The organism is Parasphingorhabdus halotolerans (genome assembly GCF_012516475.1).
Classification (GTDB): domain Bacteria; phylum Pseudomonadota; class Alphaproteobacteria; order Sphingomonadales; family Sphingomonadaceae; genus Parasphingorhabdus; species Parasphingorhabdus halotolerans.
In genome coordinates, this window is the sequence record NZ_CP051217.1 from 2,300,534 (window position 1) to 2,318,305 (window position 17,772).

The 17,772-nt window shown below is 54.7% G+C and carries 20 protein-coding genes; 11 read left to right on the top strand and 9 right to left on the bottom strand.

The features are described 5' to 3' along the window. The first annotated feature begins 36 nt into the window (after nt 1-36). The 3 genes from prfA to HF685_RS11330 all read left to right on the top strand — a co-directional run bounded on the left by prfA (nt 37) and on the right by HF685_RS11330 (nt 2,858). The gene (gene prfA / locus HF685_RS11320; protein ID WP_168820063.1) at nt 37-1,113 is read left to right on the top strand and encodes a peptide chain release factor 1; all 1,077 of its coding nucleotides are present in this window, start codon (nt 37-39) and stop codon (nt 1,111-1,113) included. After that, entirely contained in the window at nt 1,106-1,948 is an 843-nt protein-coding gene (gene prmC / locus HF685_RS11325) for a peptide chain release factor N(5)-glutamine methyltransferase (protein WP_168820064.1), read from the top strand. The genes prfA and prmC overlap by 8 nt, the downstream gene beginning before the upstream one ends. Nucleotides 1,949-2,177: 229 nt before the next feature. Continuing rightward, nucleotides 2,178-2,858, top strand: coding sequence for a DUF4167 domain-containing protein (locus tag HF685_RS11330; protein WP_168820066.1), 681 nt, complete (start codon nt 2,178-2,180; stop codon nt 2,856-2,858). 160 nt (nt 2,859-3,018) lie between these two features. Here the strand turns inward: HF685_RS11330 and ygfZ are convergent, their stop codons facing one another. After that, nucleotides 3,019-3,753, bottom strand: a complete 735-nt coding sequence (ygfZ, locus tag HF685_RS11335) for a CAF17-like 4Fe-4S cluster assembly/insertion protein YgfZ (protein ID WP_168820068.1) — start codon at nt 3,751-3,753, stop codon at nt 3,019-3,021. 61 nt (nt 3,754-3,814) lie between these two features. On the opposite strand from ygfZ, the gene pyrC reads away from it, so the two are divergent. Further along, the gene (gene pyrC / locus HF685_RS11340; RefSeq protein WP_168820070.1) at nt 3,815-4,852 is read left to right on the top strand and encodes a dihydroorotase; all 1,038 of its coding nucleotides are present in this window, start codon (nt 3,815-3,817) and stop codon (nt 4,850-4,852) included. On the opposite strand, the gene rarD is transcribed toward pyrC, so the two are convergent. Together rarD and HF685_RS11350 are read right to left on the bottom strand one after the other, a co-directional pair. Continuing rightward, nucleotides 4,845-5,777 carry an EamA family transporter RarD gene (rarD, locus tag HF685_RS11345; RefSeq protein WP_168820071.1) on the bottom strand — a complete coding sequence of 311 codons (933 nt, stop codon included), beginning with the start codon at nt 5,775-5,777 and terminating at the stop codon, nt 4,845-4,847. The genes pyrC and rarD overlap by 8 nt on opposite strands. Before the next feature lie 60 nt (nt 5,778-5,837). After that, nucleotides 5,838-6,059 (bottom strand): hypothetical protein, encoded by a 222-nt coding sequence (locus tag HF685_RS11350; protein WP_168820072.1) that lies wholly within the window; start codon nt 6,057-6,059, stop codon nt 5,838-5,840. 86 nt (nt 6,060-6,145) lie between these two features. Here HF685_RS11350 and HF685_RS11355 point away from each other — a divergent pair, with 86 nt between their 5' ends. The 3 genes from HF685_RS11355 (at nt 6,146) to HF685_RS11365 (ending at nt 8,127) form a co-directional block, all read left to right on the top strand. Further along, nucleotides 6,146-6,700, top strand: a complete 555-nt coding sequence (locus HF685_RS11355) for a GNAT family N-acetyltransferase (protein WP_168820073.1) — start codon at nt 6,146-6,148, stop codon at nt 6,698-6,700. Nucleotides 6,701-6,712: 12 nt separating this feature from the next. Next, nucleotides 6,713-7,150: a DUF1330 domain-containing protein gene (locus HF685_RS11360; protein ID WP_168820074.1), complete on the top strand. Its 438-nt coding sequence runs from the start codon at nt 6,713-6,715 to the stop codon at nt 7,148-7,150. 182 nt (nt 7,151-7,332) lie between these two features. After that, nucleotides 7,333-8,127 (top strand): hypothetical protein, encoded by a 795-nt coding sequence (locus HF685_RS11365; protein WP_168820075.1) that lies wholly within the window; start codon nt 7,333-7,335, stop codon nt 8,125-8,127. A 96-nt stretch (nt 8,128-8,223) separates the two neighbouring features. On the opposite strand, the gene HF685_RS11370 is transcribed toward HF685_RS11365, so the two are convergent. The 6 genes from HF685_RS11370 to HF685_RS11395 all read right to left on the bottom strand — a co-directional run bounded on the left by HF685_RS11370 (nt 8,224) and on the right by HF685_RS11395 (nt 13,405). Beyond that, on the bottom strand, nt 8,224-8,988 hold the full coding sequence (locus HF685_RS11370) for an SDR family NAD(P)-dependent oxidoreductase (RefSeq protein WP_246218591.1): 765 nt from the start codon (nt 8,986-8,988) through the stop codon (nt 8,224-8,226). A gap of 17 nt (nt 8,989-9,005) precedes the next feature. Beyond that, nucleotides 9,006-10,253 carry a cytochrome P450 gene (locus HF685_RS11375; RefSeq protein WP_168820077.1) on the bottom strand — a complete coding sequence of 416 codons (1,248 nt, stop codon included), beginning with the start codon at nt 10,251-10,253 and terminating at the stop codon, nt 9,006-9,008. 9 nt (nt 10,254-10,262) lie between these two features. Further along, nucleotides 10,263-10,607 carry a putative quinol monooxygenase gene (locus HF685_RS11380; protein ID WP_168820078.1) on the bottom strand — a complete coding sequence of 115 codons (345 nt, stop codon included), beginning with the start codon at nt 10,605-10,607 and terminating at the stop codon, nt 10,263-10,265. 13 nt (nt 10,608-10,620) lie between these two features. After that, entirely contained in the window at nt 10,621-11,031 is a 411-nt protein-coding gene (locus HF685_RS11385; RefSeq protein WP_168820079.1) for a nuclear transport factor 2 family protein, read from the bottom strand. Nucleotides 11,032-11,124: 93 nt separating this feature from the next. Next, nucleotides 11,125-12,408, bottom strand: coding sequence for a UDP-N-acetylglucosamine 1-carboxyvinyltransferase (gene murA, locus HF685_RS11390; protein WP_168820080.1), 1,284 nt, complete (start codon nt 12,406-12,408; stop codon nt 11,125-11,127). Between the two features lie 154 nt (nt 12,409-12,562). Then, entirely contained in the window at nt 12,563-13,405 is an 843-nt protein-coding gene (locus tag HF685_RS11395; RefSeq protein WP_168820081.1) for a class II aldolase/adducin family protein, read from the bottom strand. 177 nt (nt 13,406-13,582) lie between these two features. On the opposite strand from HF685_RS11395, the gene HF685_RS11400 reads away from it, so the two are divergent. The 4 genes from HF685_RS11400 (at nt 13,583) to HF685_RS11415 (ending at nt 17,727) form a co-directional block, all read left to right on the top strand. Beyond that, entirely contained in the window at nt 13,583-15,184 is a 1,602-nt protein-coding gene (locus tag HF685_RS11400) for an AbgT family transporter (RefSeq protein WP_168820082.1), read from the top strand. A 91-nt stretch (nt 15,185-15,275) separates the two neighbouring features. Further along, a complete protein-coding gene (locus HF685_RS11405) occupies nt 15,276-16,052 on the top strand; it encodes a glucose 1-dehydrogenase (protein WP_168820083.1) in 777 nt (258 codons plus the stop codon). A gap of 23 nt (nt 16,053-16,075) precedes the next feature. Beyond that, nucleotides 16,076-17,509 (top strand): hypothetical protein, encoded by a 1,434-nt coding sequence (locus HF685_RS11410; protein ID WP_168820084.1) that lies wholly within the window; start codon nt 16,076-16,078, stop codon nt 17,507-17,509. Then, a complete protein-coding gene (locus tag HF685_RS11415; protein ID WP_168820085.1) occupies nt 17,506-17,727 on the top strand; it encodes a hypothetical protein in 222 nt (73 codons plus the stop codon). Before HF685_RS11410 ends, HF685_RS11415 begins: the two co-directional genes overlap by 4 nt. Nucleotides 17,728-17,772: the final 45 nt, after the last annotated feature.

The window sequence follows — 17,772 nt, forward strand, 5'->3', positions numbered from 1 at the left end:
CCAAGTTCAGCATGACGATGTATTGGGTTGGCAATCATGACCACCATCACCCCCCAACGTATCGCGCAAATCGAAGCGCGGTTTGCCGAGTTGCAGGCGATGATGGCCTCTGGTGATTTGGACAGCGATAAATTTGTTGCTGTCTCCAAGGAATATGCCGAAATTGAGCCGGTGGCTATCGCCGCTGCCAATGTCAAAGCCCTGCGCGACGAGCAGGCGGGTCTCGCGGACATGATGGCGGGCGATGACGCCGAGATGCGGGCGATGGCCGCTGATGAAGTCGATGGCGTCAAAAAAGCGCTCGAAAAAGCCGAACATAGCCTGGCGTTGCAATTGCTTCCCAAAGACAGCGCTGATGATCGTCCGGCAATGATAGAAGTTCGCGCCGGCACCGGTGGCGACGAAGCCGCGCTTTTCGCTGGCGACCTCTACCGCATGTACACCCGCTATGCCGAGGACCAGGGCTGGAAGGTCGAAATGATCTCCGCCAATGCCTCGGAAGTGGGCGGGTTCAAGGAAGTCGTCGCTAATATCAACGGCAAGGGTGTTTTTGCCAAACTGAAATTTGAATCCGGTGTCCACCGCGTACAGCGCGTCCCGGAAACCGAAAGCGGCGGGCGTATCCATACCTCGGCGGCGACGGTTGCAATCCTGCCGGAACCGGAAGAAGTCGATATCAAGATCCGTACCGAAGACCTGCGCATCGACACCTACCGTGCGAGCGGTGCGGGCGGGCAGCATGTCAACAAGACCGACAGCGCGATCCGCATCACCCATTTGCCAACCGGATTGGTTGTGCAATGCCAGGACGGCAAATCGCAGCACAAAAACAAGGCCCAAGCAATGAAAGTGCTCGCCGCGCGGCTCTATGAGCAGGAGCGCGCAGCCGTGGCGAGCGAAGAGGCTGATGCGCGCAAGGCGATGGTCGGCTCGGGGGATCGCTCCGAACGCATCAGGACGTATAACTACCCGCAAGGCCGCGTTACCGACCACCGGATCAACCTGACGCTGCACAAACTGCCGGAAATCATCGAGGGCACCGCGCTGGGCGATATGATCGACGCGCTGATTGCCGAGGATGAAGCCAGCCGTCTCGCCAATCTCGATGGGTGAAGCGGCTCTGGCGCTGCGTGATGCAGCGCGAAGGCTCGAGCCGGTCAGTGATACGCCGCGCCTCGATGCCGAATTGCTGATGGCCCATGCGCTGGGAATAGAGCGGGAGCAGCTGTTGCTCGATTTACCCAGGCTGACAGTTCCGGAAAGCTTTGGTGACTTGCTCGAACGCCGGGCAAAGCACGAACCAATTGCCCATATCACCGGCACCCGGGAGTTTTGGGGGTTGGAATTGCTGGTGTCGCCCGATGTGCTGATTCCACGTCCGGATAGCGAAACATTGATCGAGCAAGCGGTGGAGATTTTTCAAAATTCTCCGCCGCATAATATTCTGGATCTCGGCACCGGTAGCGGCGCTCTTTTGCTCGCTGCGCTCCACGAATTTCATGATGCCAAAGGGGTCGGCATAGATTCCAGCGCGGCCGCGCTTCAGATTGCCCATAATAATGCCGACCGTCTGGACATGTCAGATCGCGCGTGGTTTGCGCTGCTCGATTGGACGCGGCCTGACTGGATCGATCGACTCGACGGTCCGTTTGACCTCATTCTGGCTAACCCGCCTTATGTTTCCTCTTCACTGGTTCTCGCACCGGAGGTCGCTGGTTTTGAACCGCATCAGGCGTTGTTTGCCGGTGAGGAGGGCCTTGACGATTACCGAGTCATCATCCCGGCGCTCGACCGGCTCTTGGCTGACAAGGGCGTGGCATTGCTGGAAATCGGCTTCGATCAAGCCGCGTCCGTGTCAGAAATCGCTTCTGGAAACGGTTATGTTATTGAATGCAAACAGGATTTGGGTGGGAACGACCGCCTTCTCACGCTCAGACGACAAAAATAGCTTGGTTTTGCCAAATGATACCGCTAAGGTTCGATCAGGCCCGGATGATTTCTGGCAATTTCCCAAAATCGCTGGCCTGTCCCCAACTTGATAAATGTGCTGATGTCCGGCGATTTTTTGTCATTTAATGGGCTGCTGTGGGGCATTTTCCATAGCGCAAATGGGCTCGTTGTGAGTGCCAAAGTTTAGGAAAGACCGAGTTTATTAACGGTATAAGGACACCCGGAATTTGATCAATAATCGTCAGGCCCCCCGTCGCGGGCGCGGCCGGAACAATAGCAATAATAACAACCGCAACAACAACCGTGGCGGCAGTGGCGGCGTGGATCGCGATAACCGTATTGATAACCGCGCACGCGGCAATGCGGCGCAGATGCTCGATAAATACAAGAAAATGGCGCATGACGCGCAGGTCAATGATGACCGCGTCAATGCGGAATATTATCTCCAGTTTGCAGATCATTATTTCCGGGTGAACGCCGACATAATGGCGCGGCGCGAAGAACAAAGAATTGCCAGAGAAGGCAATCGCGACAACCAGCAAGATAATCAGCGCGGTGGCAACAGCAACAATCGCAATGATGATGATCGCAATAATTCAGGCGATGACGACGACGGTGAAGAACGTCAGAATCATAATGCGCGCAATCGCAATCAACGCGATGATCATGCACAAGACAATAAAGCGTCCGATAAGCCCGCCGAGAAAAAACCCGTCCGGGCCCGCCGTCCGCGCAAGGTTGCCGACAAGGCCCCAAATGGTGACGCGTCGGAGTCCAATGGTCTGGATGCGAGCGCTCTGCCACCGGCAATTTCGGTCAGCAGCGATAATGTTGAAGTAGAAAAGAAACCGGCGCGCAAGAAGCGTGTGATGAAGCCGAAAGTGGTCGAAGAGGGTGATGTTACCTGATCCTGGAGGCTTAGCTTTCAGGGCCGTGGACGATTCTGGTTAAGCAAAGTCAATCATCCGTTCGTGCTGAGCTTGTCGAAGCATCTTGTTCGTCAGTGCGCTGACGGTGGTGTCCGTCGACAGGTTCAGGAGGAACGGTTCAGCTCGAACAAGACAAATGCTAAAGCACTTTTTCCAGCCAGCCGGGTAGGTCCAACCCCTCCAGATCATCTATTCGCCGATGCTCGACCGACAGCCCTAGCTCCGGATAAGCTGCCCGCTGGCGTTTTTCATCGGCGTGATCGAGCGGAACGACAACCATCCGGCGGTTTACCTTTTGGCGGTAATTCATCCGCGCAGTATTTTCCTGTCCGACATAGCAGCCTTTGGTAAAGCTGACGCCGTTTAACTCTGCCGCATTACATTCCAGCCACAGGGTTTTGTCACTTCCGAGTTCAGCCTCCCCTTCGGTCACGCCAAGCGATAACCGATGTGTGCGATACTCCTGGTCTGCGGCCGGTTTATCCAGATCGTTCGACAACCAGCGATTCCCCAGTTCGGGCAGGCGCGGATCGGCGGGTTTGCCGGATTCATTTCGGCACCAGTGCACCGCTAGGTTCCCGTCCGGTTCAATACCGATTTTCCGGCGCAGTCGGTAGAGCTTGAGACGCTTGGCCAGCGCCTCGGCGTCGTCCTTTCCGCAATCAATGAGAATATCGTCGCCATCCGCCCACAGGAAAAAATCAAACAGCCGCTTGCCTTGCGCGCTCAGCAGCGCAGACCATTGTGGTTCGCCCGACTGCACGGTCCTCATATCCTGGGTCACCAACCCCTGCAGAAATTGACGGATATCTTCACCATCCGCCAATTTCGAGATACGGATAAGGGTGCGGTCAATAAGTCTGGTTTCGGTCATAAGGATTAGGTAGGGACGAGCAGGCCCAATTGCCAGCGCTCGACAATATTATGGAATCCGTATGACCGACCAAATTACCATAAGACGCCCTGATGACTGGCATGTGCATTTGCGCGACGGTGATATCATGCGAGCCGTAGTGCCCTATACCGCTGCGCAATTTGCGCGCGCCATTGTCATGCCCAATCTTTCGCCACCGGTGACAACCAGCGCTATGGCAGCGGACTATCGCGTTCGGATTTTAGCGGCGGTGCCGGAGGGTCTGGACTTCACGCCGCTAATGACCTGCTATCTGACAGATGCTGCCGATGCCGATGATATTGCTGCGGGTTTTGCGCAGGGTATTTTCACGGCGGCCAAGCTTTACCCGGCCAATGCCACGACTGGCAGTGCGCATGGCGTTACCGATGTAACCAAAATCATGCCCGCACTGGAAAAAATGGCGTCGATCGGCATGCCGTTACTGATTCACGGTGAAGTCACGGATAGCGAAGTTGATATTTTTGACCGCGAAGCTGTTTTCATCGACCGCATATTGTCGGGTCTGGTGCGCGATTTGCCCGAACTGAAAATCGTGTTCGAGCATATTACGACGGAAGATGCTGTGCAATTTGTCGACAGCGCGGGCACCAATGTGGCGGCAACCATCACCCCGCAGCATTTGCATATCAACCGCAATGCGATTTTTGCGGGCGGCATCCGTCCCCACGCCTATTGCCTGCCGGTGGCGAAACGGGAGAAGCACCGGCTCGCCCTGCGCAAGGCTGCGATCTCTGGTTCGGTGAAGTATTTTCTGGGCACGGACAGCGCGCCGCATGAAATTCACGCCAAGGAATCGGCCTGTGGCTGTGCCGGAATTTTCAATGCACCTTATGCTATGGAAAGCTACGCTGCGGTATTTGATGAAGAGGGAGCGCTGGATAAGCTGGACGGTTTCGCGTCGCTCCACGGCCCGCAATTTTATGGATTGCCGCTCAATAAGGGGACAATAACTCTGGAACGAAAGGCCATCACAGTGCCAGAGAAACTGAAAACCGGCGGCGCGTCACTGGTGCCGTTTCATGGCGGCGATCAGCTCGTCTGGCAGATTGCTAAATAGCCAGCTCGGTGCGGCGTGTTCGTTCCTTGCGGATCGAATCTGCGGAAAATATCGCAAGGCTGATCCAGATTAGGCCGAAGCAGATGATGTGGGAAATGGTCAGCGGCTCGCGGTAAATCATGACACCGATGAGAAATTGCAATGTCGGCGCGAGATAGTTCAGCAGGCCGATTGCGCTCAAGGTCATTTTCTTGACCGCAGAGGCAAATAGCATGAGCGGTGCTGCGGTGACCACTGCCCCGCCTAACAGCAATATGTCGATCGGCAGCGAGTCTCCCAAATGCACCGTATCTGCCGAATAGCCGCTGCCAAAACTGACCCAGAGCAGGAAGAGCCCGAAAAAGGGGAGCAACACACTGGTTTCAATGGTCAGTCCGACAATCGGACCAACGTCGGCGACTTTGCGTACCAGCGCGTAGCCGCTCCACGATGCAGCCAGGGCGAGGCTGATCCATAGAGTCTGCCACGCTTCTACTGCGAGTACTGAAACGCCAAGGGCAGCGATGCCGACCGCGACCCACTGGTTGCGGCTGAGGGTTTCTTTAAGGAATATTCTCCCCAGGAACACGCTAAGCAACGGACTGATGAAATATCCCAGACTGGCCGCGAGTATATGATCTTCCTGAACCGCCCAGACATAGATGAGCCAATTGGCGGCGATCAGCAGCGAACTGGCAAGTAATGTCCAGCGTATTTTCTTGTCCGCCCATGATGAGAGCAGCCCGGTGATATTCTTCCGAAAATAGAGGATGACCAGCAGCAATGGCACAGTCCAGATAACCCGGTGCGCCACCACTTCGATAGCCGCAACATCTTCCAGCAATTTGAAATAGATCGGCATAACGCCCCAGAACAGGCAAGCGAGCAAAGCTTGCACGAGGCCCAACCGGCTACCGGCTGATGGATTGTTCGCAATATCGTTCACAGCCGGGCGCTTACGCCTGCTGAATCGCGCTGGCAATTGTAATTTCCGGTTTGACCGGCGTTAGATTATGCCGCCGCCGATAAACAGACGCAGCGCGCAAATCGCCATCACAATCAGGCAGAAATACATGCCGCTGCTGCTCTTGGAGACCAGACCGAATAGTGCGCCGATGCCAGCGATTGGCAGGATCAACCAGTTGGTCCAGCCGAGCAGGGGAACCAGCCCGACAAAGGCAAGGATGAGGGTGATGATCCCGATCAGGATAGAAATAATGTTAGCCATCGCTGTATTATAAGCATAGCGCACCGATATTTCAAGAGATTGCGCTTTTTGGAACTGCGATTATGATCTGAGCAGGGAGAAGGAATATGCCTGACATTGCGCAAATTGAAATCGAAACCGAACGCTTGATTTTGCGACCGCCAAGCGGTGAGGATTTCAATGCTTTTGCGCTCATGTCGACAGATGCAGATACCATGCGGCATATTGGCGGGGCGTCCAGCCGATCTGAGGCCTGGCGTCTTTGGTGCACGCTCGCTGGTAGTTGGGTAATCAACGGCTTTGGCATGTTTTCGATGATCGAAAAATCAACTGGCACTTGGATTGGCCGGACGGGACCATGGCAACCGGCCGACTGGCCGGGCACCGAAGTGGGCTGGGCAGTGGCCCCGGAATATGCCGGAAAAGGTTTTGCGCTGGAGGCAGCGGTAGCTTCGATGGACTATGCATTTGACGTTCTTGGCTGGGATGATGTTATGCATTGTATCAATCCGGACAACGCACCGTCTATCGCGCTGGCAAAGCGTATCGGTTCGACCAACCGGGGCAAGACGCAAATGCCCGAACCATTTCAGAATCATCCGGTGGACGATTGGGGGCAATCCCGAGAACAATGGCTTGAGAACAGAAAACAGTTTCAATAGGAGCAGGCAACTATGGCCGACGATATTTACCTCGACCCGACACGGGAGAGCTTTGACGCGTTCAAGGCGTTGCCGCGTGATGTGCCGATCAATATGCTCAATTTGCTGCAGTTTCATGAAACCGCGCGATATCCTGATGATCATCCCAATGCCGCCCATGGCTGGAGCGGTGAGCGGGCCTATGCCGAATATGGCAAAACCAGCGGGCCGATATTTGCGAGGGTTGGCGGTACGATTATCTGGCGCGGACAAATGGAGTGCATGGTGATCGGGCCGGATGACAAACAATGGGACGCGTCGTTTATTGCGCGCTACCCCACTAGTGGCGCGTTTATGGAAATGATCACCGATCCGGAATATAAGAAAGCGGTAGTGAACCGGCAGGCCGCGGTGCTGACGTCGCGCCTGATTCGCTTTGGTGAAATCGAGGGCCCCGATACATTTGGGTAGTTATTTTCGCGGCTTCGCCTGATCGTGGGCTGGCACCGAAGGTGAGCGGGAGCGAACAAAACAAGTCTCAAATCCCGAAACGGGACAATAGGTTAATGAAAACTTTGCGGTTTAACCATATTCCCTAACGGATTATTAACGCTTTTCAGTGCATTCAGTCTCCAAATTCAGGAGCTATTTGCATGTCACACGTTACCCGTTCCATCCTTCTGGCCGCCACGGCATTTACACTGCCGCTCACGCTGGCTGCTTGTGGCAGCAATGCCGACAATGAAGCTGAACTGGCGGAGCTGGATGATAATCTGATCGATCCCTCGTCCGATCCGGCAATGAATGATGCGCTGGAAGATTCCATATTGGTGGATCCCGACTTGACTGATCAAGGCAATGGCAATGCTATTCGCGGCGCCAATGGCGCTGTAGATGGTTCGGTGCCTCCCGGAGCAAGCTATGCGGGTGCTGCTGAAGGCGGTAAGGCGGCGGCGAACGCGCAACTCAATGGCACGATGATGAGCGCACCCGCGCCGCGCCAGATGACGTCGGATGACGAATGTTCATCGTGTGGCGGTGGCAACGATGGCATGACGCTGGGCGCAAAGGCGGAATCGCAATATGCGCAGCGCGGCAAAGGCACTTGTGATGCCAAGCTCAGCTACGACATGGGTTGGGCCAACCGGATGCCGCCGGAATTTCCTGTCTATCCCAGAGCCAATATCAAAGAAGCAGCTGGTGTAGAAGGCGGATTATGCGATTTACGCGTTGTCAGCTTCACGACAGCCAGCTCGATGAAATCAGTGGTCGATTATTATTACACCCAGGCGAAACGCGGTGGCTACAGCGCGGAATATTTGCTGCGTGGCGGTGAGCATGTGCTCGGTGGAACTCGTGGTAATGATGATGGTGCCTATATGATTACGCTCAACAAAGTTTCGGGTGGCGGCACTGCTGTTGATATTGTGGCCAGCAACGGGCGCTAAATCGGATTTGCCGAAGTAGCGGATTTCGCATTTCACTAATTTCGGTAAAATTGAGGTGGCTCAGGCCGCCTCTTTTTTGCGCCTTTTGAAGGGATGCTACTCCCGGTAACTGCCGCCGCCGTCAACGGTGATGTCATTGGCAGTGGTAAAGCTCGCGCCTTCGCTCGATAGCCAGATCATGGCATTGGCAACTTCCTCCGCCTGACCAACCCGCTTGATCGGATGGTTGCGGTTGAATACTTCCACCGCTTCATCATGCGGGCCGTCATAGGCGGCGAGATAGCGTTGATACATCGGCGTATCAATCGCGCCGGGATGAACGGTGTTGACGCGGATCTTGTAGCCTTGCGCGGCGCAATGCAGCGCAAGCGACTTGCTCATCGCGGTGACGCCCGCCTTGCTGGCACTATAGGCCGCGAATATCGAACCCGGCCGCATCGCCAGCATCGAACCGATATTGACGATCGAGCAGTCTTCGCCGCTTGCGACCATAGCCGGCATTGCAGCGCGGCATCCGTTAAAGGTTCCGTTGAGGTTGATGTCGATGGTCCGGGTCCAGCTATCGAGATCGACTTCATCGACCGAACCCGGCTCGGAAATGCCCGCGACATTGAAGCAGGTTGTGAGTTTGCCGAATTTCTCTTGGGTGGCTTTGACCGCCGCATGCCATTGATCCAAGTTGCGGACGTCCAGTTCGATGGCAGCCGCACGCGCGCCAAGAGAAGCCGCATGGGCCTGCGCTTTTTCAAGCTGGATATCGCCGAGCATCACCGAACCGCCCTCTTCTACAAAGCGTCGTCCTGCGGTGCCGCCAATGCCTTCTGCGCCGCCGGATATCAGCGCAACTTTACCGTCCATCATGCCCATGTGGTCTACCCTTATCGTTTGTCGAAAGTGAGCGGCAGCGAAGACAGGCCGCGCAGCATCATGTTCGGCGGGTATTTCAGTTCAGCGCCATCAGCGATTTTGATATTGTCGATGCGTTTGGCAAATTCCTGAAACGTCACCGTCATCTCCTTGCGCGAGAGCATATTGCCAACACACATATGAATGCCTTTGCCAAACGCCAGATGGGTGCGCGCGTTTTTGCGATCAACCTGAAATTGGTTCGGATTCTCAAACTGTTTCGGATCGCGATTGGCGGCATGATAGCGCATCATCACCATCGCGCCTTTGGGTAGCTTCACGCCGCCCAGTTCCGCATCGCGATGCATCACCCGCCAGATGCCCGACGAGCCGCTAGACATGCGTAATACTTCCTCGACCGCATTGGGGATAAGCGAGGGATCATCCTGGATTTTTTTATATTGATCGGGATTGCTTGCAAAAAGCCGCAAGCCTTCCGCCAAGGCGGCCGTCGTTGTTTCGTTGCCGGCGACCATGAGTTGCTGGACGATGGACAAAGATTCTGCATCATCAAGCGGGCGCTCGCCATCCACCTGTGCATTCACCAGATCAGACAAGATGTCATTCTTGGCTTCCTTGCGGCGGGCATCCATATTTGCCTTTAGGGCATGCTGATACTCGACCACTTCGCGTTCAGTTTCCAATTGCCGTTCGCGGGTCATCATGCCGGACAAGCGGTCCACAAACGCGTTGGTCCAGCGTTTGATCGTACCGGCATCAGCGACATCGAGCCCCAGCTGTCCGGCGATGGTTCTGACCGGCATGGGTACCGCATATTCGCTGACGAACTCGCATTGGCCTTTGTCAATAAATGCGTCGATCAGCTCGGTAGACATTTCGCGCATCGCGTCTTCAAGCTTGTTTACCTTGGGCATGGAAAAGGCGAGATTGACAAGTTTGCGGAAGCGGGTGTGCACCGGCTGGTCAGCGGTCAGTAACGTATTGACCTGCGGCCATCCTTTGGATTGAATTTCCTGAATTTCGGTATCGTTGGCCAGCTCTTCATCAGATTTACCGCCCGACAAAAGCGCAGTGAAATTATTGGAAAAATCATCCAGCCGTCCCACTGCTTCGGATATCAGATCATAATCCAGCACTACATAAGCCCCGCTTGCCTCATCGAGAAAGACCGGGCTGTCGGCGCGCTTTTCCTCATAAAAATCGAACGGGTCGGTTAATATGTCAGGCTGGAATAACGATTTTGCTACCGCTTCATTCATCGGAATTTCCTATTGGTCAAAAGAGGGTGTGGGTTTGCCTTCCGCATTATAAACGGGGCCTTCTGCGTCTACGCGATATTTGGCGCTAACAGCATTGGTCAAGCCAAAGCTACCAATATGGGCGAGCATGCTTGCGTAATGTATATCCTGAAAATGCTGCGCGAGGGCTTCCTCATCGACCCATTCCTCAAACACTTCAATTCGTGCCGGATTATGCATGTCCGCACACCAGCTATAACACAGGCAGCCTTCCTGGCTCAACGCGCCGTCAATATAAGGCTGTGCCTTCTTTAAACATTCCTCGCGCGTTGCCGGATCGACATCGATATGGGCAGCGATCAATATTTTCGCCATTTTTCAAATGCTCCTAAAGCTTGTTGCCGCCCATTTGCGCGACGACATTGAATATCCGTTTGCTGTACAGCCATTGGCCATTGATTTTGACAAACTCGTCATCATAGCGCCCACCGGCAATGCGCGGTTCGCCCTTTTCGACCAATATTTCATGCGTCTGATAGCGGCCCGATGCTGTGTCGCCTGTGACTTCAAGGCTGCCAGGGATGCCCAAAAAACTTACCGCGTCAAACGCGCTCATCGCGCCGTTCCAAAGGTTCACTATATTCTCTCGCCCCACAACTTCGGTGCCCATGAGCGACCAGACAGCATCTTCGGCCCACAGAGCACCCCAGTCATTCGGGTCTTTACGAAGCACCGCGTCACAATAGCTGTCGTGCAATTCCCGGATTGCCATCCGGTCTTCCAACGGTCCTGAAAACATGAACCCATCCTCTCCTTATGTGAAGAGGATTACACGGCAAAAGGAGCGGACATGCAAGCTGCCATAAGTGCTAGCCGCTGGCGCAGAGGAGATCTAATCCCCGCTGACGCGTTCAATATCGGCGCCGACCGCAGCCAGTTTTTCTTCCAACCGTTCATAGCCGCGGTCGAGGTGATAGATGCGCTGCAACTGCGTTTCGCCTTCCGCCGCCAGTGCGGCTATGACCAGACTCATCGAGGCGCGCAGATCCGTCGCCATCACTGGCGCACCGGTCATTTTGGTCACGCCGCGCACCACCGCCGTGCGGCCCTTGGTTTCAATATCCGCGCCCATCCGATTGAGTTCGGGCACATGCATATAGCGGTTTTCGAAAATCGTTTCGGTCAGCACGCTCGCGCCATCGGCCATACACAGCATTGCCATAAGCTGCGCTTGCATATCGGTGGCGAGGCCGGGATAGGGCGCGGTGGACAAGGTCAGCGGTTTGAGCTTGCCGTCCATCGCAACCTTGATGCCCTTGCGGTGCGGTTCGATGGTGAGGCCGGCATGCCGCAGAGCATCAAGCGTGGCTTCCATTTCATCGGCATTCGCGCCGATTAAATCCACCTCGCCTCCCGCGATACCCACGGCGCAGGCGTAGCTGCCTGCTTCAATCCGGTCGGCCATCACCCGATAGGTGCAGCCATGCAGTCGATCGACCCCGTGTATGATCAGGGTGGAAGAACCAATTCCTTCGATATCGGCGCCCATTGCAACCAGCATATTGCAAAGGTCGATAATCTCAGGTTCCCGTGCCGCGTTTTTGAGGGCGCTGGTGCCTTTGGCGGTGGCCGCTGCCATGAGCGCGTTTTCGGTCGCGCCGACTGATACAACCGGGAAGCTAAACTCTCCGCCGGGCAGGCCTCCATTGGGTTGGCGCGCCGTGACATAGCCGCTGGTGGTTTCGATATCCGCACCCAGAGCTTCTATCACCTTGAGATGCAAATCAATTGGGCGGTTGCCGATTGCACAGCCGCCGGGTAGCGATACCCGGCATTCACCGGCTCGCGCCAATAATGGTCCGAGCACCAATATTGACGCGCGCATTTTACGGACGATATCATAAGGCGCTTCGGTCGATGTGATCTTGCCGGCCTTGAGAGTCATCACCCGGCCAAAATCTTCCGGGCGTGATCCTTCAATCGAGGTCGAAACGCCCAGCTGGTTGAGCAAATGACCAAAGCTGTCGACATCAGCCAGTCGCGGAAGGTTGCGCAAAGTCACCGGTTCGTCCGTGAGCAGTGCACAAGGCAGCAGGGTCAGTGCGCTATTTTTTGCGCCAGAAATCGGAATGTTGCCGGAGAGCTTTTTGCCGCCGCGAATTGAGATAATATCCATGCGTTAGCGTTTAACGAAAATGGCGCGGGAGGCAAGCGGACTCGTCATTGCGAGGAGCCGAAGGCGACGCGGCAATCCAGAGCGGTAAGCGACGCTCTGGATTGCTTCGCTTCGCTCGCAATGGCGGTCCAGGCACTACGACATCCGGTTTACTTTAATAGTCAAATCCCGGATTGGTGCGGTTGAGTTTGCGCATTAATCCCGGCCACACCAGATTGTCGCCAAAACCCGGGGTGAAAGCGGGGAGCCCCTGCTTGTAAACCCGGGCCGACATATCTTCGGTTTCCTCGTGCAGATGTTCCGCGCCGCCAACCGATTGAGCCAATATCTGGGTTTTGCAGGCGTTCTCGAGCAGATACATACGCAGAAATGCTATCGCGCAATTTTGTCCGATGGTCAGCGTGCCATGATTGCGCAGGATCAGCAGGCTTTTCTCGCCGACATCGGCAATCAGCCGATCCCGTTCATCCAGATCAAGCGCAATACCTTCATAATCATGATAGGCCAGATCATCATGGACCTGCATTGAGAATTGGGTGTAGCGGCGCAGGCCTTCTTTCTGGACAGACACCGCAATGCCATAAGGTGTATGCACATGGATCACGCAGCCTGCATCATGGCGCGCGCTGTGGACGGCGCTATGGATGGTGAAACCGGCGGGATTGATGAAATAGGGCGTGTCCTGTTTGATATTGCCCTCAAGATCGATCTTCACCAGCGAGCTAGCTGTCATCTCGTCAAACATCACACCGTAAGGATTGATCAGGAATCGTTCCTCGCCATCTTCATCGGGCAGGCGCGCGGAGATGTGGGTAAAAACCAGATCGGTCCAGGCATGCATTGCGCACAGCCGGTAAGTCGCTGCCAGCTCGCAGCGCAATTTCCATTCGGCATCCGAGACTTTGCCTTCGAGGCGGTCGATGGTCGCAGGATCGGGAATGTTAAACCCGGCGGTCATACCAATTGCGCTATCAGCTTCTTTTAATGCGGTTGCCATTTTTCGGGTATCCTCCATGAGTCTCACTATGATTTCTCTTGCCATAGCCGATAAATTTGCGAAGTTCAGCTTTTTCAGCCCCACGATAGATGCTATCTATTAATAGCCATTATTCTTGACCAATATTGTCCGGCAATGGTTTAAGTATGAGGGGTTTTGGATCGGGACACTTGAGCAATGGAAAAAAATGGAGCGCTGGCGCCCAATGGAGGCTTTTTCGGATGGATCGAGCGCACCGGAAACAAGCTGCCCGATCCGGTCTTCCTGTTTTTCTACCTGATATTATTTGTCGTCGCCCTGTCGGTTTTAGCCGATGTGCTTGGCTGGTCAGCGGTCCATCCGATCGAGGTGGATGAGGAAACCGGAAGCAACACCGTGATTGCCGCGACCAGCCTGCTGAGCGCGGACAATATCCGGCGGCTCTGGGTCGAGATGCCCAAGACCTTCACCCATTTCCATCCGCTCGGCTATGTGCTGGTGGTGATGCTGGGTGCCGGCGTGGCCGAACGTTCCGGCCTGTTCGGAACCGCGATGCGCGCCGGTGTGCGGAACGCTCCCGTATTTCTGTTGACGCCGATAGTCGCGCTGGTCGCCATGCTGGGCAATCTGGCGGCGGACGCGGCCTATGTCGTGCTGATCCCGCTGGCTGGCGTTATTTTCGCAGCAGCCGGGCGGCATCCGATTGCCGGAATCGCAGCGGCCTTTGCGGGTGTTTCGGGCGGCTTTTCGGCAAACCTGTTTCCCGGCCAGCTCGACGCGCTGCTCTTTGGCATCACGCAAGCCGCTGCAGAAACCGTCTTCCCCGGCTGGGAGGCCAATATTGCAGGCAACTGGTATTTTATTATCGTGATGACCTTCGTGTTCCTGCCAGTCATCTGGTATGTCACCGACCGGATTATCGAACCCCACCTGGGTCATTATTCGGGCGCATTAAACCCAAGTGAAAACAACTCCGAAACCGCTGTCTCGGTCGATGATGACACGCAGGACCGGCCTTTGACCGAAGGCGAAAAGCGCGGCCTGCGTTATGCCGGTTTCGCATTGCTCGGTGTCATTGCGCTTTGGCTGCTGATGCTGTTCGGGCCGGGCACAGCTTTGATCGACGAGACCGCAGCGGCGGAAGCACAGCTCACGCCATTTTACCAGTCGCTGGTCGGCGGTTTCTTCCTGCTCTTCCTGCTCGCTGGCTGGGCCTATGGAAAAGGCGTTGGGAAGATCAAGGATCATCGCGATCTGGTAAAGATGATGCGTGATTCGATGGCGGACATGGCTTATTTTCTCGTCCTCGCCTTCATGGTCGCGCATTTCGTGGCGCTATTCAGCTGGTCCAATCTCGGACTGATCACGGCAGTGCATGGGGCAGAGACATTGCAAAGCCTAGACCTGCCTGCGCCGCTCCTGCTCGCTTTGGTGGTGATCTTTGTGGCCGTGATGAACCTGTTTGTCGGGTCCGCCAGCGCCAAATGGGCCTTGCTCGCGCCAATCCTCGTGCCGATGCTGATGCTGATTGGCGTGAGCGCGGAAACCACGACCGCCGCCTATCGCGTCGGCGATAGTGCGACCAATATTATCACGCCGCTGATGGTCTATTTCCCGCTGATCCTGATCTTCTGCCAGCGCTGGAACAAGGATTTTGGCATCGGCAATCTGACCGCGATGATGCTGCCTTACGCTTTGTGGTTGCTGGGTGCCGGGTTGGCGCTGATCATGCTGTGGGTCGCGTTTGAAATCCCGCTGGGGCCAAATGCGCCGGTTTTTGCACCGCCGCCAACCAGCTAAGGCGCTCCATCGATGGGCGCGGCTTCTTTGATGGACAATCAACCCGCGCTCTGAAACAAGGCGCGTGAGATTTCATACAAAGGAAAAGCGCATGAAAAACCTGTTCGACGTAAGCGGTAAAGTGGCGGTGGTTACCGGCGGCTCCAGCGGGATTGGCGCGATGATGGCGCGCGGGTTGCTCGAAAACGGTGCGAAGGTTTACATCACCGCGCGCAAGGAAGAGCGGCTCCATGCCATGCAGAAAGAGCTGTCTGCCTACGGCGAGTGCGTCGCGATTGCCGCCGATATGTCGAAAGTCGAAGGCATTGAAGCTTTCGTCGCGGCGGTCAGCGCGCAGGAAGAGAAAGTCGACATCCTCATCAACAATGCCGGTGCCAATTGGGCTGCGCCGGTCGATCAGTTCCCGGAGAACGGCTGGGACAAGGTGATGGACATTAATATCAAATCGATCTTCTTCACCACCCAGAAGTTCATTCCGCTGCTCAAGGCGGCGGGCACTGCCGATGACCCGGCGCGGGTCATCAATATCGCTTCGATCAACGGCATCCGCAACTCCGGCATGCCGACCTATGCCTATACCGCCAGCAAGTCCGCAGTGATCCACCTGACCACCCATCTCGCGACCGATATGGCGCACTGGAATATCAATGTGAACGCTATTGCGCCCGGCTTTTTCCCGAGCAACATGACCAAGCAGATTGTCGAGAATGAAGCGATGACCAAAGCGGCACTGGCGCAAATCCCGCGTGGCCGGGCGGGCAAGCCGGAAGATATCGCCGGAACCGCGCTCTATCTCTGCGGCGCGGCATCGGCATGGCTGGTCGGCCAGACGATTGCCCTGGATGGCGGGATGATTTCGCGGGCGTAGGTGGGCGCGCTAAGTAACTCCAAATGCAAAACCTAGATTCATCCCTACTTGAAGAAAGCCGGGGTGATCTGTTCACACCCAATCAATTTCGTGCGACATTGGGTGCACATGGGATGTATGATGGACTTCGGTTTGTCGTTCGGTTGTCGCCCCGTGTTCACGACCTAATCGCCGAACTGCCGAACGGAATAGGTTTTCAGAGTGATGTTTCGTTTGAGCATGTTCAGGCTTTTTCGACGTATCTTCACGAAACAATCCACTGGTGGCAGCATGTGGGAAGCACATGTGGTTTGATGTTAAGCCTAAGCTATCCTGCTCAGACACATGCCAATCTCAATCACCTGAATAAATTTTTGGAAAAAGTTGGCCCCGTCAAATCAGTACTGGAATTCTCGGCGACACAGCAGGGAAAGCCATCACCTGAAAACCCGGGTGGTCTTTCCAATATTATCGTAAACAATCAATTTGATATTGAAGCGTATCGTTTCATCGCAACCAATCCAGAGCGCGCAGTTCCTTTGGTCAATGATAAGATGTTTGAGAGTGTCGGACATGCTTATCATATCGCACTTACAAATGGAGTTTGGTTGCTTGCCAGTACATTTGATCGTGAACTCTCTCACCTACCCGACCCACGTGACTGGGAACAAGAATTTCGCAATTTGCGCGAAGCGCGAGAAGAAGGTTCTTACTACGGCTCACCAGTTACTCTTTCGCCACTAGGTGCATTCCATATCTTTGAAGGACAGGCACGGTTTTCCCAATTGCAGTATCTTCATTTTGCTTCGGGAGGAAAGTTTGATTGGGATGAGGCTGAGAAAGCGGGCATGATGTCTACTGTTTACACGGCTGCATTCGAAGGTTTTCTTGCGCAAAGTAAACTTGAGCGTCCCGCGACAATCGACCATCCCGTAGTCGGTCTATTTTTACTGATTTGCGATATTACCATCAATTCAGGAGAGGGTTTTCCTTTTCCAATTTGGAGTCCGAAGACTTTTATTACTGATGCTGATCCCGGAATGCGTTTCCTGCATCTTTCGGCTGCCGTTCGAATGTTTTGTCCGGAAACCGCGAGCGCCATTACCAGATACAACGCAACCGAGTATGAGGAAGTTAGTAGCTCACTATGCGAGGCCCTTAAGTTATTTTCTCCGATAAATAATTGCCGGGCAATGGAGCTAATGGTTACGGAGTGCAAACTGGCAAAAGAATGTTTGAAACTCCATGACATAGGTCAAGCTGCCCCCTTGAATTTACCCATTCAAGTCCTCTTTGGACAATTTGCTTCGTTTGCCCGTGATAAGTTAGAGTACCCACATGTAATTTGTTGGCCCGGAGCGGCTATGGCTGGCCGGTTTAGGGACGAATCAAGTATGGGCGTATTTTCACGTCAGTCGCCGATGTTCATTGATCGCGCTGAAGACGAAATGATCGTTCCAGTTATTAGGGCGGTGTGAAAGAAACAGATGTGATGAACACGTTTCAGGAATTTTATGGTGGTTTTGCACTCTATGATCTAACGCGGCAGTGGATTACTACCGCTGGCCCTTTCAAGTATGACTACCGTTGGTTGCAACCAAACGGCACTGAGGAGCAATTCAAACAATGGGCGGACAAAGGGTTTAGTGAGGCCTTTAACGTTGATCCGGATATGTTTAAGCTTCTGAGTTCCTGATAAAGCGCAATAGTCGTTATCTAGCAATCGGCGAATAATGGACGA